The sequence below is a fragment of the Streptomyces sp. NBC_00252 genome, from assembly GCF_036187565.1.
Lineage (GTDB): Bacteria > Actinomycetota > Actinomycetes > Streptomycetales > Streptomycetaceae > Streptomyces.
Genome location: NZ_CP108087.1, coordinates 8,658,457 through 8,672,864 on the forward strand (window position 1 = coordinate 8,658,457; position 14,408 = coordinate 8,672,864).

Annotated in this window: 11 protein-coding genes; 5 read left to right on the plus strand and 6 right to left on the minus strand. The window is 70.6% G+C overall.

Annotated features, from left to right (window positions below):
• Nucleotides 1-13: 13 nt before the first annotated feature.
• A complete protein-coding gene (locus tag OHT77_RS38455) occupies nucleotides 14-2,527 on the minus strand; it encodes a DEAD/DEAH box helicase (RefSeq protein ID WP_328832960.1) in 2,514 nt (837 codons plus the stop codon).
• 145 nt (nucleotides 2,528-2,672) lie between these two features.
• Between OHT77_RS38455 and OHT77_RS38460 the strand changes: the two genes are divergently transcribed.
• Entirely contained in the window at nucleotides 2,673-3,467 is a 795-nt protein-coding gene (locus OHT77_RS38460; RefSeq protein ID WP_328832961.1) for a metal-dependent hydrolase, read from the plus strand.
• Nucleotides 3,468-3,535: 68 nt separating this feature from the next.
• Here the strand turns inward: OHT77_RS38460 and OHT77_RS38465 are convergent, their stop codons facing one another.
• The 4 genes from OHT77_RS38465 to OHT77_RS38480 form a co-directional block, all read right to left on the minus strand.
• On the minus strand, nucleotides 3,536-3,832 hold the full coding sequence (locus OHT77_RS38465; protein WP_328832962.1) for a type B 50S ribosomal protein L31: 297 nt from the start codon (nucleotides 3,830-3,832) through the stop codon (nucleotides 3,536-3,538).
• 48 nt (nucleotides 3,833-3,880) lie between these two features.
• On the minus strand, nucleotides 3,881-4,357 hold the full coding sequence (locus OHT77_RS38470) for a DUF5709 domain-containing protein (protein WP_328832963.1): 477 nt from the start codon (nucleotides 4,355-4,357) through the stop codon (nucleotides 3,881-3,883).
• Nucleotides 4,358-4,729: 372 nt separating this feature from the next.
• Nucleotides 4,730-6,511 carry an ABC transporter ATP-binding protein gene (locus OHT77_RS38475; protein ID WP_328832964.1) on the minus strand — a complete coding sequence of 594 codons (1,782 nt, stop codon included), beginning with the start codon at nucleotides 6,509-6,511 and terminating at the stop codon, nucleotides 4,730-4,732.
• A complete protein-coding gene (locus tag OHT77_RS38480; RefSeq protein ID WP_328832965.1) occupies nucleotides 6,508-8,565 on the minus strand; it encodes an ABC transporter ATP-binding protein in 2,058 nt (685 codons plus the stop codon). The genes OHT77_RS38475 and OHT77_RS38480 overlap by 4 nt, the downstream gene beginning before the upstream one ends.
• 226 nt (nucleotides 8,566-8,791) lie before the next feature.
• On the opposite strand from OHT77_RS38480, the gene OHT77_RS38485 reads away from it, so the two are divergent.
• From OHT77_RS38485 to OHT77_RS38495, 3 genes are all read left to right on the plus strand, one after another.
• On the plus strand, nucleotides 8,792-9,547 hold the full coding sequence (locus tag OHT77_RS38485) for a L,D-transpeptidase family protein (RefSeq protein WP_266774395.1): 756 nt from the start codon (nucleotides 8,792-8,794) through the stop codon (nucleotides 9,545-9,547).
• A 10-nt stretch (nucleotides 9,548-9,557) separates the two neighbouring features.
• Nucleotides 9,558-11,177 (plus strand): peptide-N4-asparagine amidase, encoded by a 1,620-nt coding sequence (locus OHT77_RS38490; protein ID WP_328832966.1) that lies wholly within the window; start codon nucleotides 9,558-9,560, stop codon nucleotides 11,175-11,177.
• 176 nt (nucleotides 11,178-11,353) lie between these two features.
• The gene (locus tag OHT77_RS38495; protein ID WP_328832967.1) at nucleotides 11,354-12,736 is read left to right on the plus strand and encodes a cation:dicarboxylate symporter family transporter; all 1,383 of its coding nucleotides are present in this window, start codon (nucleotides 11,354-11,356) and stop codon (nucleotides 12,734-12,736) included.
• Nucleotides 12,737-12,818: 82 nt separating this feature from the next.
• On the opposite strand, the gene OHT77_RS38500 is transcribed toward OHT77_RS38495, so the two are convergent.
• Nucleotides 12,819-13,682, minus strand: a complete 864-nt coding sequence (locus OHT77_RS38500; RefSeq protein ID WP_328832968.1) for an SDR family NAD(P)-dependent oxidoreductase — start codon at nucleotides 13,680-13,682, stop codon at nucleotides 12,819-12,821.
• A 59-nt stretch (nucleotides 13,683-13,741) separates the two neighbouring features.
• On the opposite strand from OHT77_RS38500, the gene OHT77_RS38505 reads away from it, so the two are divergent.
• Nucleotides 13,742-14,407, plus strand: a complete 666-nt coding sequence (locus tag OHT77_RS38505; protein ID WP_328832969.1) for a TetR/AcrR family transcriptional regulator — start codon at nucleotides 13,742-13,744, stop codon at nucleotides 14,405-14,407.
• Nucleotide 14,408 lies beyond the last annotated feature (1 nt).

The following is a 14,408-nucleotide window of genomic DNA, read 5'->3' on the forward strand; positions in this document are numbered from 1 at the left end:
CTTTCTCCTGTGCTCACAGCTGGCCGACGTCGGTGACACGGACGACCGCGCGGCCCTCGGTGTCGGAGGCCGCGAGATCGATCTCCGCGCTGATGCCCCAGTCATGATCGCCGTTCGGGTCGGCGAAAATCTGCCGAACGCGCCACAGGCCGTGCTGCGGCTCCTCCTCGATGAGCAGGAGCTTCGGCCCGCGGGCGTCGGGGCCGGTGCCGAGGTCCTCGTACTCGTCCCAGTACTTGTCCATCGCCTCGCCCCAGGCGTCCGCGTCCCATCCGGACTCGGCGTCCATCTCGCCCAGCTCATCGACGTTGTCGAGGGCGGCGAGTTCGACGCGGCGGAACATGGCGTTGCGCACCAGGACCCGGAAGGCGCGCGCGTTCGCGGTGACCGGCTTGACCTGGTCGGCCTTCTCCTGGGCCTCCTCGGCGGTCATCTCCGCCGGGTTGGCCAGCTGCTCCCACTCGTCCAGCAGGCTGGAGTCGACCTGGCGCACCATCTCGCCCAGCCAGGCGATCAGATCCTCCAAGTCCTCGGACTTGAGGTCGTCCGGGACGGTGTGGTCGAGGGCCTTGAAGGCGCCCGCGAGGTAGCGCAGCACGATGCCCTCGGTGCGGGCCAGCTCGTAGTAGGAGGTCAACTCCGTGAAGGACATGGCCCGTTCGTACATGTCGCGGATCACGGACTTCGGCGACAGCGGGTGGTCGCCGACCCACGGGTGGCTCTTGCGGTACGTGTCGTACGCGTGGAAGAGCAGCTCCTCCAGCGGCTTGGGGTAGCTGACGTCCTGGAGGCGCTCCATGCGGTCCTCGTACTCGACCCCGTCCGCCTTCATCGCGGCCACGGCCTCGCCGCGCGCCTTGTTCTGCTGGGCCGCCAGGATCTGGCGCGGGTCGTCCAGCGTGGACTCGACGACGGACACCATGTCCAGCGCGTACGACGGGGACTCGGGGTCCAGCAGTTCGAACGCGGCGAGGGCGAAGGTCGACAGCGGCTGGTTCAGCGCGAAGTCCTGTTGGAGGTCGACCGTGAGGCGCACGATACGGCCCTCGGCGTCCGGGGTGTCGAGCTTCTCGACGATGCCGCCGTCCAGCAGCGAGCGGTAGATCGCGATCGCACGCCGGATGTGCCGCAGCTGCTGCTTGCGCGGCTCGTGGTTGTCCTCCAGGAGATGCCGCATCGCGTCGAATGCGTTGCCTGGGCGGGCGATCACCGACAGCAGCATCGTGTGCGTGACCCGGAAGCGGGACGTGAGCGGCTCCGGCTCGGAGGTGATCAGCTTCTCGAAGGTGCCCTCCGACCACCCGACGAAGCCCTCGGGCGCCTTCTTGCGGACGACCTTCCGGCGCTTCTTCGGGTCGTCGCCCGCCTTGGCGAGAGCCTTCTCGTTCTCGACGACGTGCTCGGGGGCCTGGGCGACGACGAGCCCCGCCGTGTCGAAGCCGGCGCGGCCCGCGCGGCCCGCGATCTGGTGGAACTCACGGGCACGCAGCGTGCGCACCCTGATGCCGTCGTACTTGGCGAGCGCCGTGAACAGCACCGTGCGGATGGGCACGTTGACGCCCACGCCGAGCGTGTCCGTACCGCAGATGACCTTCAACAGGCCCGCCTGCGCGAGCTTTTCCACCAGGCGCCGGTACTTGGGCAGCATCCCGGCGTGGTGGACGCCGATGCCGTGCCGTACGTAACGGGACAGGTTGCGGCCGAACTTGGTGGTGAAGCGGAAGTTGCCGATCAGCTCGGCGATCTGGTCCTTCTCCTCGCGCGAGCACATGTTGATGCTCATCAGGGCCTGCGCCCGTTCCACGGCCTGCGCCTGCGTGAAGTGCACGATGTAGACCGGCGCCTGCCTGGTCTCCAGCAGCTCGGTCAGCGTCTCGGTGAGCGGGGTCAGCTTGTACTCGTAGGACAGCGGCACCGGCCGGGTCGCCGAGCGGACCACCGAGGTGGGGCGCCCGGTGCGCCGGGTGAGGTCCTTCTCGAACATCGCGACGTCGCCGAGCGTGGCCGACATCAGGATGAACTGCGCCTGCGGCAGCTCCAGGATCGGGATCTGCCAGGCCCAGCCGCGGTCCGCCTCGGCGTAGAAGTGGAACTCGTCCATGACGACCTGGCCGACGTCCGCGTGCTTGCCGTCGCGCAGTGCGATCGACGCGAGGACCTCGGCGGTGCAGCAGATGATGGGGGCGTCCGAGTTGACGGACGCGTCGCCGGTCAGCATGCCGACGTTCTCGGTGCCGAACATCTTGCACAGTTCGAAGAACTTCTCCGAGACCAGCGCCTTGATCGGGGCGGTGTAGAAGGTGACCTCGTCCCTGGCCAGGGCGGCGAAGTGCGCACCGGCGGCGATCATGCTCTTGCCGGAGCCGGTGGGCGTCGACACGATCACGTTCGCACCGGAGACCACCTCGATCAGCGCCTCCTCCTGATGGGGGTAGAGCGTGAGACCGCGCTCCCGGGCCCACGACTCGAAGGCTTCGTAGAGGGCGTCGGGATCTGCGGTCGGCGGCAACTGGTCGATGAGGGTCACGACCCCATCTTGCCTGTCCGCCCGGCCGATGGGGGAATCGGCTGCGAGGACGAAGATCGCTACCGCTACGCTGTGTCGCCGACGGAGTGTCAGGGCGCCCGAGCAACTGACCGGCGGCGTAAGAGGAATGGGGCGGGGAACGGCCATGATGGGACCAGCACACTCACTGTCGGGAGCGGCGGCCTGGCTCGGCGTCGGAGCCGCGACCGCAGCGGCCGGGCACCCGATGCCCTGGCCGGTGATCCTGGTCGGTGCCCTGATCTGTGCCGGTGCCGCGCTCGCCCCGGACCTCGACCACAAGGCGGCCACCATCTCGCGGGCCTTCGGACCCATCTCCCGGGGCGTGTGCGAGGTCGTCGACAAGCTCTCGTACGCCGTCTACAAGGGGACCAGGAAGCCGGGCGACCCGCGTCGCTCCGGTGGGCACCGCACCCTCACGCACACCTGGCTGTGGGCGGTCCTGATCGGCGCGGGCAGCTCGGCCGTGGCGCTCGTGGGCGGCCGCTGGGGCGTGCTGGCGATCCTCTTCGTGCACATGGTGCTGGCCATCGAGGGTCTGCTGTGGCGGGCGGCGCGCGGCTCCAGCAGCGACGTCCTGGTGTGGCTGCTGGCGGCGACCAGCGCGTGGATCCTCGCCGGCGTGCTGGACAAGCCGGGCAACGGTTCGCACTGGCTGTTCACGGAGCCGCACCAGCAGTACCTGTGGCTTGGTCTGCCGATCGTGCTGGGTGCGCTGGTGCACGACATCGGGGACGCGCTGACCGTCTCCGGCTGCCCGATCCTGTGGCCGATCCCGCTGGGCCGCAAGCGCTGGTACCCGATCGGGCCGCCGAAGGTGATGCGGTTCCGCGCGGGCAGCTGGGTCGAGCTGAAGGTGCTGATGCCGGTGTTCATACTCCTCGGGGGAGTGGGCTGCGCGGCGGCACTCAACGTGATCTGAGGTCCGGCCTCAGTCCCGGCGCCGGCGCTCGGTCACACACCGGCGCCGGCTCACGTCCCACTGACTGCTCACGCGCCGCCGGAGCCACCCGGAGCACCGGAGCCGTCGGAGCTCTCGCCCGTCCCGCCGCCGTAGCGCCGTTCGAACTGGGCGATACGGCCCTCCGTGTCCACCGTCCGCGCCTTGCCCGTGTAGAAGGGGTGGCTCTCCGAGGAGATCTCCACGTCCACGACCGGGTAGGTCTCGCCGTCGTCCCACTCGATGGTCCGCTCGCTGGTCGCGGTGGACCGGGTCAGGAAGGCGTATCCGGCGGCGCGGTCCCGGAAGACCACGGGGTGGTAGTCGGGCTGCTTGTCCTGCTGCATGGCTGCTCCTCCTGGGGTGGTGCGATGGACGGCGAAGGGGCGGCGAGGTCAGCCGTAGAGGGAGTCCTCGTCCTCGTCGACGATGTGCATCGCGGCCTCCTCGGCGGAGGCGGCGGCACCGTCGATGCCCACGTCGGTGGCGACCAGGGCGCTCTCCTCGTCCTCGTGCGCACCTTCGTCCGGTGCCACGAGCCGGCCCGAGCGGGTGTCGCCGACCTCGATGTCGAGGAGTTCGCCGTCGGTGTCCTCGGAGTCGCCGATGCCGTCGCCGTCGGAATCGGCGAGATCCGGGATCTCCTCGGCGAGGCGCTGGTCGAGGGTCTCGCCGTGCTCGCGTCCGGAGGCCGTCACGTCGTCGCGTTCCACCGCCCAGGGGCGTTCCGGCGGGGACCAGCCGCGGTCGAGGGGGTCCTCGACGCCGTCGCCCACCAGGGTGTCCTCCCCGTCGAGCAGACCCGCGTCGTCCTGTACCTCGGATCCGTCGGGCTGGTAGACGTCGTCTCCCCATCCGTCGACGCTGTTCACGGATACCTCCAGGTGATGGGGACCGCCCCGTTCTTTCCGCGGTCGGCGGCGGGTCGCGGCTGTGCGGGGCACAGTCGGCGCCCGGCACGAACCACATGGTCCCCGGGCACACCCCGAACCGGTGCCGCTCCCCAGCCTTCCACCCCTTCTTCCCCGGGCGCAACGGCAGACGTCCGGTTCCGGTGCGACACAGCGCCCCGAAAGGGGCGCGGGGAACTGCGCGACCAGCCCCCATCGGCCCGCAGGTCACCGGCTTCCCGCCCCGACCAAACCCCATCGGCCCGCAGGTCACCGGCTTCCCGCCCCGACCAAACCCCACCGGCCCGCAGGTTCCCACGCACCCGCACCCCGGTCACCGCTCATCCAGCGGAGCTACCCGTGCCAGGATCGCCACAGCGCCGCGTACGCCCCCTCCGCCGCCACCAGCTCGTCATGGCTGCCCAGCTCGCTGATCCGCCCGTCCTCGACGACGGCGATGACGTCCGCGTCATGAGCGGTGTGCAGCCGGTGCGCGATCGCGACGACCGTGCGGCCGTCGAGGACGCGGGCCAGGGACCGTTCGAGATGACGGGCCGCTCGCGGGTCGAGCAGCGAGGTCGCCTCGTCCAGGACCAGCGTGTGCGGATCGGCCAGTACCAGCCGGGCCAGCGCGATCTGCTGGGCCTGGGCCGGGGTCAGCGCGAGCCCGCCCGAGCCGACCTCGGTGTCCAGGCCGTCGTCCAGCAGCCGCGCCCACCCGTCCGCGTCGACCGCCCCCAGCGCCTCCCACAGCTCCGCGTCCCCCGCGTCGGTCCGGGCGAGCAGGAGGTTGTCGCGCAGGGAGCCCACGAAGACGTGGTGTTCCTGGTTGACGAGGGCCACATGGGAGCGGACGTGCTCCGCGGTCATCAGGGAGAGTTCGGCGCCGCCGAGGGTGATCCGGCCGTCCCGGGGCGTGTAGATGCCGGCGAGCAGCCTGCCCAGGGTGGACTTGCCGGCGCCCGACGGGCCGACCAGGGCCAACCGGGTGCCGGGCGCGACCTCCAGGGACACCTTGCGGAGCACGTCGACGCCCTCGAGGTAGCCGAAGTGCACCCGGTCCGCGTGCACGTCCCGGCCCTCGGGGGACAGGCCGGCGTCCCCGGCGTCGGGCTCGATGTCACGGACGCCGACCAGCCGGGCCAGCGAGACCTGGGCGATCTGGAGCTCGTCGTACCAGCGCAGGATCAGGTTCACCGGGTCGACGAGCATCTGCGCGATCAGGGCGCCCGTCGTCAGTTCGCCCACCCCGATCCAGCCCTTCAGGACGAACACCCCGCCCAGCATCAGCACCGAGCAGAGCACGGTGACGTGCGTGGCGTTGATGACCGGGAAGAGCACCGACCGCAGCCAGAGGGTGTAGTTCTCCCAGGCGGTCCACTCCTTGACGCGGCGCTCGGAGAGGGCGATGCGCCGTTCGCCGAGCCGGTGCGCCTCGACGGTCCGTCCGGCGTCCACGGTCTCGGCGAGGGCCGCGGCCACGGCGGCGTATCCGGCGGCCTCGGAGCGGTAGCCGGCCGGTGCCCGCTTGAAGTACCAGCGGCAGCCGATCACCAGCACCGGCACCGCGATCAGCACGGCAGGAGCAAGCGGCGGCACAGTGACGACCAGCCCGCCGAGCAGCAGCACCGCCCACACCACACCGATGGCCAGTTGCGGCACGGCCTCGCGCATCGCGTTGGCGAGCCGGTCGATGTCGGTGGTGATGCGGGACAGGAGGTCGCCGGTGCCCGCCCGCTCCAGGACACCCGGGGGCAGGCCGACCGACCGTACGAGGAAGTCCTCGCGCAGGTCGGCCAGCATCCGTTCGCCGAGCATCGCGCCGCGCAGCCGCACCTGCCGGATGAACACGGCCTGGACGGCGAGCGCGACCACGAACACCCCGATGGTCAGGCCGAGATGAAGCTCCCGCGCACCGTCCGACACCCGCTCGACGAGGTCGCCGAGGAGATAGGGGCCGACCATCGAGGCGATGACGGCGACCGTGTTCACGGTGACGAGGAGGAGGAAGGCACGGCGGTGCCGTTGGAACAGTTCGGACACGTAGGCGCGTACGGTCGCGGGGGCGCCGACCGGCAGCGTGCTCGCCGTCGTCGGGGCCGCCGGGTCGTAGGCCGGGGGCGCCACGCCGATCATGCGCTTTCCTCGATTTCTTCCAGTGCGCTCCGCAGAGCGGCTTCGTCGTCCAGGTCGTTGCCGTCGCCCAAGGCGCCTCGGCGCGGAGCCTCGCGGCTGTCCGAGGCGCCCCTAAGAGAAGCCTCGTCGTTGTCCGAGACGCCCCGTCGCGGAGCCTCGCCGTCCTCCGAGGCACCCCGGAGCGGAGCATTCCCGTCGCCCAAGACACCCCGGAGAGGAGCCTCGTCATGGTCCAACTCGCCCCGCAGAGAACCCTGTTCACTGTCCGGCACGTCACGCGAAGCCGAGTCGTCCGCGTCCAGCGCGTCCCGCGAAACCATCTCCTCCTCCGTCTCCCGCGTCACCACCACCCGATACCGACGCTCGCCCCGGAGCAGTTCGCGGTGTGTGCCGACCGCGACGGCCTTGCCCTCATGGACGAGCACGACCCGGTCCGCGTGGTCGAGGAGCAGCGGCGAGGAGGTGAACACCACCGTGGTCCGGCCGGTCCTCAACTCCCGTACGCCGTCGGCGATCCGTGCCTCGGTGTGGGAGTCGACGGCGGAGGTCGGTTCGTCCAGGACGAGGACCTCCGGGTCCGTGATCAACGACCGTGCCAGGGCGAGCCGTTGGCGCTGGCCGCCGGAGAGGGAGCGTCCGCGTTCGGTGATGCGGGCGTCCATCGGGTCCTCGGCGCCGACCGAGCCCTGCGCGAGCGCCACCAGCACGTCCCCGCACTGGGCGGCGGCAAGGGCCTCCTCCGCACCGACCGCACCCGAGGCGGGCACGTCGAGCAGTTCACGCAGCGAGCCGGACAGCAGCACCGGGTCCTTGTCCTGGACGAGGACGGCGGTGCGGGCGGAGTCGAGGGGGAGTTCGTCGAGCGGTACGCCGTCCAGGAGCACGGAGGTGCCCGCCTCGGCGGGGTGTCCGCCGAGCCGTTCCGCGAGCCGCCCGGCCGCGTCCGGGTCGCCGCACACCACGGCGGTCAGCAGCCCGGAAGGGGCGAGCAGCCCGGTGTCCGGGTCGAACAGATCCCCGCCCGGCACCTCGGCGGCGCGCGTCCCCACGGTGTCGGTGACCCGCTCCAGGGACAGCACGCGCGCGGCGCGCCTGGCCGAGGGCCGGGAGAAGGAGTACGCCATGGCGATCTCCTCGAAGTGCCGCAGCGGATAGGACATGATCATCACCGCGCTGTAGACGGTGACCAGTTCGCCGACGGTGATCCGCCCCTGGCGGGCCAGGTGCACGCCGTACCAGACGACCGCGATCAGCAGCAGGCCCGGCATCAGGACCTGGATCGCGGAGATGACCGCCCACATCCGGGCGCTGCGCACGGCCGCGTGGCGGACCTCCTGGGAGGCACGGCGGTAGCGGTCGAGGAACAGTTCCTCGCCACCGATGCCGCGCAGCACCCGCAGCCCGGCGACGGTGTCCGAGGCCAGTTCGGTGGCGCGGCCCGCCTTCTCGCGCTGCACGTCGGCACGCCGGGTGGCGCGGGGCAGCAGCGGCAGCACGGAGACCGCGAGGACGGGTACGCCCACGGCGATGATGACACCGAGCGCCGGCTCGTACAGGTACAGGGCGACGCACGCGATGACGATCGTCAGCGCGGCGGCAAGGAAGCGGGAGAGCGCCTCGACGAACCAGCCGATCTTCTCGACGTCACCGGTGGACACGGCCACGACCTCGCCGGCTGCGACCCGCCGGGTCAGGGCCGAGCCGAGGTGGGCGGCCTGCCGGGCCAGCAGCTGCTGGACGCGGGCGGCGGCGGTGATCCAGTTGGTGACGGCGGCTCGGTGCAGGAAGGTGTCGCCCACGGCGATGCCCGCCCCGCACAGCAACAGGAGCCCGCCGGTCAGGGCCAGCCGGTTCCCGGAGCGGTCGACCACGGCCTGCACGGCGAACCCCACACAGAACGGCAGCGCGGAGACCGACACGAAGTGCAGCAGCCCCCAGGCCAGCGATCTGAACTGTCCACCGAGCTGATTCCGGCCGAGCCACCACAGGAATCGGGGCCCCGAGCGCGCGTCGGGCACACCCGGGTCGGGATACGGAAGGTCTTGAATCTGCATGACGTCCCAGTGGATCTTGTTCAGGCGGGAAGGGGGATGAGGGACCGCGGAGCGCGGCGACACACCGCGAGCGGAGTACGGCAACAAACCGTGAAAGGTTCGCGTCGCAGCGTGCTCGGAAGCAAGCGGTTTTCCCTGCCGGGGGTCGGAACCGGCGTTCACCCATCAGGGGCGAGATGTCCGTGACCTCACGCGATGACATGGAATGCGATGTGACCATGGCCCGATGCAGAGTGGCGGCACACGACGTGCGACGGTCGCGATGGCGGCTCTCGGTTCCCTCCTGACGATGACGACCCTGTCCGCGTGCGGCAGCGCGCACACCGGACACCCCGGCGGTACGGAAGGGAGACCCGGCGCACAGGCGACCCACCCGAGACCGGCCGTGACCCCCTCCGCCCCGACCCGCATCCCGGACGTGGGCGACCGGCTCCAGCGCGCCATCCCCACCGACACGACCCAGGTCCTCACGGTCTACGGCGACGGCAAGGACTCCCCGGACTCCACCGCCGTCCTGTTCACGAAGAACGGCTCGACCTGGGAGCGGACCGCCGACTGGCCCACGCACAACGGCAAGCGGGGCTGGACCACCGACCACCACCTCGGCGACGAACGCAGCCCGGTCGGCGTGTTCACGCTGACCGCCGCGGGCGGTGTGCTCGACGACCCGGGCACGGCGCTGCCGTACACGCAGGACGAGTCGTTCGAGGCGCCGCGCGACTGGGACGAGTCGCACTGGCACGACTTCGACTACGTCATCGCCATCGACTACAACCGCGTCCCGGGCACCCCGCCCGACGACGCGGAGCAGCCGATGGGTGAGGAAAAGGGTGGCGGGATCTGGCTGCACCTGGACCACGGCGGCGGTACGTCGGCCTGCGTCAGCATGTCCAAGGACGCGATGGAGTACCTGCTGCGGACCCTCGAACCGGCCCGGCATCCCGTGGTGCTGATGGGGGACAGGGCGGACCTCAAGGGGTAGAACACCGCCCATGAGAAGCCGGATAGTCATGTCCATGCTCGCCGGGGCAACCCTCCTGGCGAGCACCCTCCTCGGAGCGAGCCCCGCCCAGGCGGCCACCGCGAAACCCCAAGTCGCCGACGCCCCCGCCGAGTTCGGCACCGACTGGCACGACCCGCTCACCGCAGCCCCGCCCATCGCCAGACCCACGACGAAGTCCTGTCAAGTCACCCTCGCCGACACCGAGTTCCGCGACTTCACCCCGTACAAGGGGACGTACACCCCGCCCAAGGCCTGCGGGGATAGTTGGAGCAAGGTCGTCCTGCGGTTGGACGGGACGGTCGCCGGACGGCAGTACGACCGCCTCGGCTATCTGCACGTCGGCGGCGTCGAGATCCTCCGCACCTCCACCCCCGAGCCCTCGCCCGACGGCATCAAGTGGTCCGTGGAGAAGGACGTCACGCGCTACAGCGCCACCTTCCGCAGCGCGCAGGACGTCGAGATGCTCATCGGCAATGTCGTCGACGACACCTACACCGGAGTCATCGGCGTCAAGGCCACGCTGACGTTCTACGAGGGCAGGCCCCCGGCGGCACAGACCCCCGACCGCGTCCTCACCCTCGCCCCCGACGCGACGCTCACCACCCCGCGCAACACCGAACGCGTCGTCGCCGAGGTCTACGCCACCGGATCCGGCGGCGGCTGCGAGGAGTTCTGGTATCTCGCGGTGCCCGACTCGGCGCCGTACTCCTGCCAGGCCGACAAGGGCCCCTACCGGGAGGTGCAGATCAAGGTCGACGGTCAACTCGCGGGAATCGCCGCCCCGTTCCCGAACGTGTGGACCGGTGGTTGGTCGAATCCCTTTCTCTGGTACGTCGTTCCGGCGCCGCGCGCCTTCGACGTGAAGCCGATCGAATACGACCTCACCCCCTTCGCCGGCCTGCTCAACGACGGCCGCCCGCACCACATCGACGTCTCCGTCGTCGGCGTGCCCGAGGGGCAGAGCGGGTGGAGCGCGCCGGTGAACGTACTCGTCTGGCAGGACGCGCGGCGCGCCCACGTCACCGGGAAGCTCACCCTCGACAAGGCGGGCGAACTCGCCAACTCCTCGACGTACACGCCCGGTTCGGAGGAGCGCGTGGACACGGACGCGGGTCACCGGCTGACCACGGCCGGGTACATCGACACCTCGCACGGGCGGGTGCGGACCACCGTCGACCGGACGCTCGCGAACACCTCCGAGCACCGCTGGACCGACGGCGAGAACATGGACGGCCTCGACGCGACCTGGACGGACGACGAGTCGGTGACCGTAGACGGGCGGAGGCCAGCGCGGACGACGGCCACGCACCGGACGTACACGATGGACGGCGCGACGACGATCGGGACGGACGACCGGCTGCGTACCGTTCTCACGCTCGGCGACCGGGCGGCGGTCGTCGACACGCGTGAGGGGCGGCGGACCGGGTGGTCGCGGCTCGACGACACCTACCGCGGGGACGCGACGTACACGCTGAACGTGCCGCGCGACCAGCGGCACGCGGTCGGGACGTCCGGTGAGCGCTACCGGCTGTACGGCTCGGGTGGTTGCTACGACCGTTCGCTGGCGACCGCGCAGGGGGTGCTCACCGAGGACCGCAGCGGCTGCTGACCTGCTGTGCGTGCGATGCGTCACTCGGGTGCGTGATTTACACGGCCGTCACACGGAGGTTTTCCGGACGATCAACAACGGCTTCAAAGTGTCCACTCGGAAGCTGTTTTCCGTATCGCAGAAGTCGCCCCCTCATTCGACGTCCGCGAGCGACCGTCCCCCCTCAAGGAGTGCCCGTGCCGCCGTCCGTCCCGCCCCTGCCGCGACGCGTCGCACGCATACTGCGTACCTCACTCTTCGCGCAGGTCGCCTGCGCACTCGTCCTCGGCATCCTCGTCGGGAAGCTCTGGCCCGACGTGGCCACGGACCTCCAGCCCCTCGGCGACGGATTCACCCGGCTCATCAAGACGATCATCTCGCCGCTCGTGTTCTGCGTGGTCGTCGTCGGCATCGCCAAGGCCGGTGACCTCAAGGCCTTCGGCCGGATCGGCCTCAAGGCGCTGATCTGGTTCGAGGTCGCGAGCACCGCCGCGCTGATCATCGGGCTCGTCCTCGCCAACGTGGTCCAGCCCGGCTCCGGGATGCACGTCGACCCGGCCACCCTCAACACCTCGGCGGTGGACGCGAAGACGGGCGGCGCCGCGCTGCCCTCGACGACCGAGTTCATCGTCAACTCGCTGCCCACCAGCTTCATCGGCGCCTTCGCCGAGAACTCGCTCCTCCAAGTCCTCATCCTGGCCTGCCTGGTGGGCGCCGCACTGCTCCACCTCGGCCACACCAAGGTGCCGCAGGTGCTGCCCGCGATCGAGCAGGCCCAGGAGATCATCTTCGCGATCGTCGGCTTCGTCATGCGCCTCGCGCCGCTCGCCGTGTTCGGCGCGATGGCCGTCCTGGTCGGCCAGTACGGCCTCGGCGTCATGAAGACCTACGCCAAGCTGATCATCCTCTGCTACGTCGCCGCCGCACTCTTCCTCGCGCTGCTCGCCGTCGCGCTACGACTGGTCACCGGGCTCAGCCTCTGGAAGTTCCTCCGGTACATCCGCGAGGAGATGCTCCTCGCGCTCGGCACCGCCTCCACCGAGTCCGTCATGCCGCGCGTGATGCAGAAGCTGCGCAAGGCAGGCGCCCGGGACGACGCGGTGGGCCTGGTGCTGCCCACCGGCTACTCCTTCAACCTCGACGGCGCCTCGCTCTACCTCTCCATCGGCACGCTGTTCATCGCCCAGGCCGTCGGCGTCGACCTCAGCCTCGGCCAGCAGATCACGGTCGTCCTGGTGCTCATGCTCACCAGCAAGGGCATGGCGGGCATCCCCGGTTCGGCCTTCCTCGCCCTGTCCGCGACCGCGTCCTCGCTGGGCGCGATCCCGGCCGGCGCGGTCGCCCTGCTCCTCGGCGTCGACCGCATCATGGACTCGATGCGCGTCGTCACCAACCTCCTGGGCAACTGCGTCGCAGTCTTCGCCGTCTCCCGCTGGGAGGGCGCACTGGACATCGAGCGCGCCAAGAAGGTCCTCGACGGCGAGGTCACGGACGCGGCGGAAGGGACCGCGGACGACGACCAGGACGAGGCGAGGGTCCCCGCGCAGCTCGTCAAGGAGACCGCCACGGAAGCCAGTTGAGGTTGCCCGCCGCGGGCCGTGGCTCCCGATTCGTCGCTACGGCGGGGGAGTCGCGGCCCGTTCTTTCCGTCGGTGCGGTGTCCTACGCGTCGACGTCCGGGAGGCCGACCGGGTACTCCTGGCCGAAGTCGGCCGAGCGGCTGACCGCCTCCCAGGTGGAGGCCTCCGCTAGCTGGCCGCGCGAGTAGGTCTGCGCCATCTCGACGGCACCGGCGCCCAGGAGGAAGTGGGAGGGGAGGTTCGGCTCCTTGACGATGCGGACCAGGATCTCGCCGGCCCGCTTCGGGTCGCCTGCGGCGGTCACAGGGCCGTCGAAGAGCCGGACGATCGCGCCCACGGTCTCGTCGTAGTCCGCCGGGACGTCCGGGATCCGCATCGACGAACCGGCCCAGTCGGTCGCGAAGCCGCCCGGTTCCACGACGAGGTACCTGATGCCGAACGGCGCGGTCTCGGCCGCGAGGACACGGGTGAAGCCGTCGACAGCGAACTTCGCCGCCTGGTACGACCCGAGCCCGGGCGTCCCGCCGACCCGGCCGCCGATGGACGAGAACTGTACGACCGTCCCCGCACCCTGCGCCTTGAGGAACGGGAGCGCGGCCGTCGAGACGTTGTAGACGCCCCAGAAGTTCGTGTCGAACTGTCGGCGGAAGTCGTCCTCTGGGGTCGTCTCGACTGGCGAGACGTTCGCGTATCCGGCGTTGTTGACGACCACGTCGATCCGGCCGAAACGGTCAACTCCCGCCTGCAGGGCTGCCGTTGCGGCCGACCCGTCGGTGACGTCGAGCGCGACGGGGAGCACGCGGTCGCCGTACTCCTTGACGAGATCGTCCAGCTGCTCCGGCCTGCGGGCCGTGGCGACGACCTGGTCGCCCGCCTCCAGGGCGGCGACGGTGAGATTGCGGCCGAAGCCGCGGGACGAACCGGTGATGAACCATGTCTGAGTCATAGAGCTAGCAAAACACTGTTTCGTTATTAGTGCAACTGGGTTGCGCTATGCTCTGGGTCATGAGCACGCCCGTCCCCCAGCGCGCCCGCAGTGCGGCGGCCAAGCAGCAGCGCGAGCAGGCGATCCTCGACGCCGCCCGGTCCCTCGGTGCCGAGCGCAGCGTGCGCGAGGTCACGCTCACGGACATCGCCGCCGCCGTGGGCATGCACAAGTCCGCCATGCTGCGGTACTTCGAGACCCGGGAGCAGATATTCCTCGCGCTGACCGCCGAGGGCTGGCGGGAGTGGTCGGCCGAACTGCGCGCGCGGACAGGGGAGTTCGCCGAGGGTGACCCCGAGACGGTCGCCGCCGCCATCGCGAGCACGCTGGTCGCACGGCCGCTCTTCTGCGACCTGCTCGCTCAGGCGCCGCTGAACCTGGAGCGCAATGTCTCGATGGAGGCGGCGTACGCGTTCAAGACCGTCGCGCTCGGCGAAGTCGCCGCGCTGACACAGGAGTTGTGCCGACTGTTCCCGATCGGCGAGCGGGCGGCCGTCGATGTGATCGCCACGGCCACGAGCATGGCCGGCGCGCTGTGGCAGATGGCGGCGCCGGGTACGCGGCTCCGTGAACTGTACGAGGCCCGGCCCGAGTTGGCGCACGCGCTGGTCGACGTCGAGCCCCAACTGACGCGCATCCTGGCCGCGTTGCTCACGGGGCTGCGCGCTGCGCCGACGGACCGTTAGG

What these genes read in the sequence shown, in the direction of transcription:
- OHT77_RS38475 (WP_328832964.1), bottom strand. Translation starts at nt 6,511, where the DNA reads ATGATCGGCGTGGCGCCCCCGGCCTACGACCCGGCGGCCCCGACGACG.
- OHT77_RS38460 (WP_328832961.1), top strand. Translation starts at nt 2,673, where the DNA reads ATGATGGGACCAGCACACTCACTGTCGGGAGCGGCGGCCTGGCTCGGC.
- OHT77_RS38500 (WP_328832968.1), bottom strand. Translation starts at nt 13,682, where the DNA reads ATGACTCAGACATGGTTCATCACCGGTTCGTCCCGCGGCTTCGGCCGC.
- OHT77_RS38490 (WP_328832966.1), top strand. Translation starts at nt 9,558, where the DNA reads ATGAGAAGCCGGATAGTCATGTCCATGCTCGCCGGGGCAACCCTCCTG.
- OHT77_RS38465 (WP_328832962.1), bottom strand. Translation starts at nt 3,832, where the DNA reads ATGCAGCAGGACAAGCAGCCCGACTACCACCCCGTGGTCTTCCGGGAC.
- OHT77_RS38480 (WP_328832965.1), bottom strand. Translation starts at nt 8,565, where the DNA reads ATGCAGATTCAAGACCTTCCGTATCCCGACCCGGGTGTGCCCGACGCG.
- OHT77_RS38485 (WP_266774395.1), top strand. Translation starts at nt 8,792, where the DNA reads ATGCAGAGTGGCGGCACACGACGTGCGACGGTCGCGATGGCGGCTCTC.
- OHT77_RS38505 (WP_328832969.1), top strand. Translation starts at nt 13,742, where the DNA reads ATGAGCACGCCCGTCCCCCAGCGCGCCCGCAGTGCGGCGGCCAAGCAG.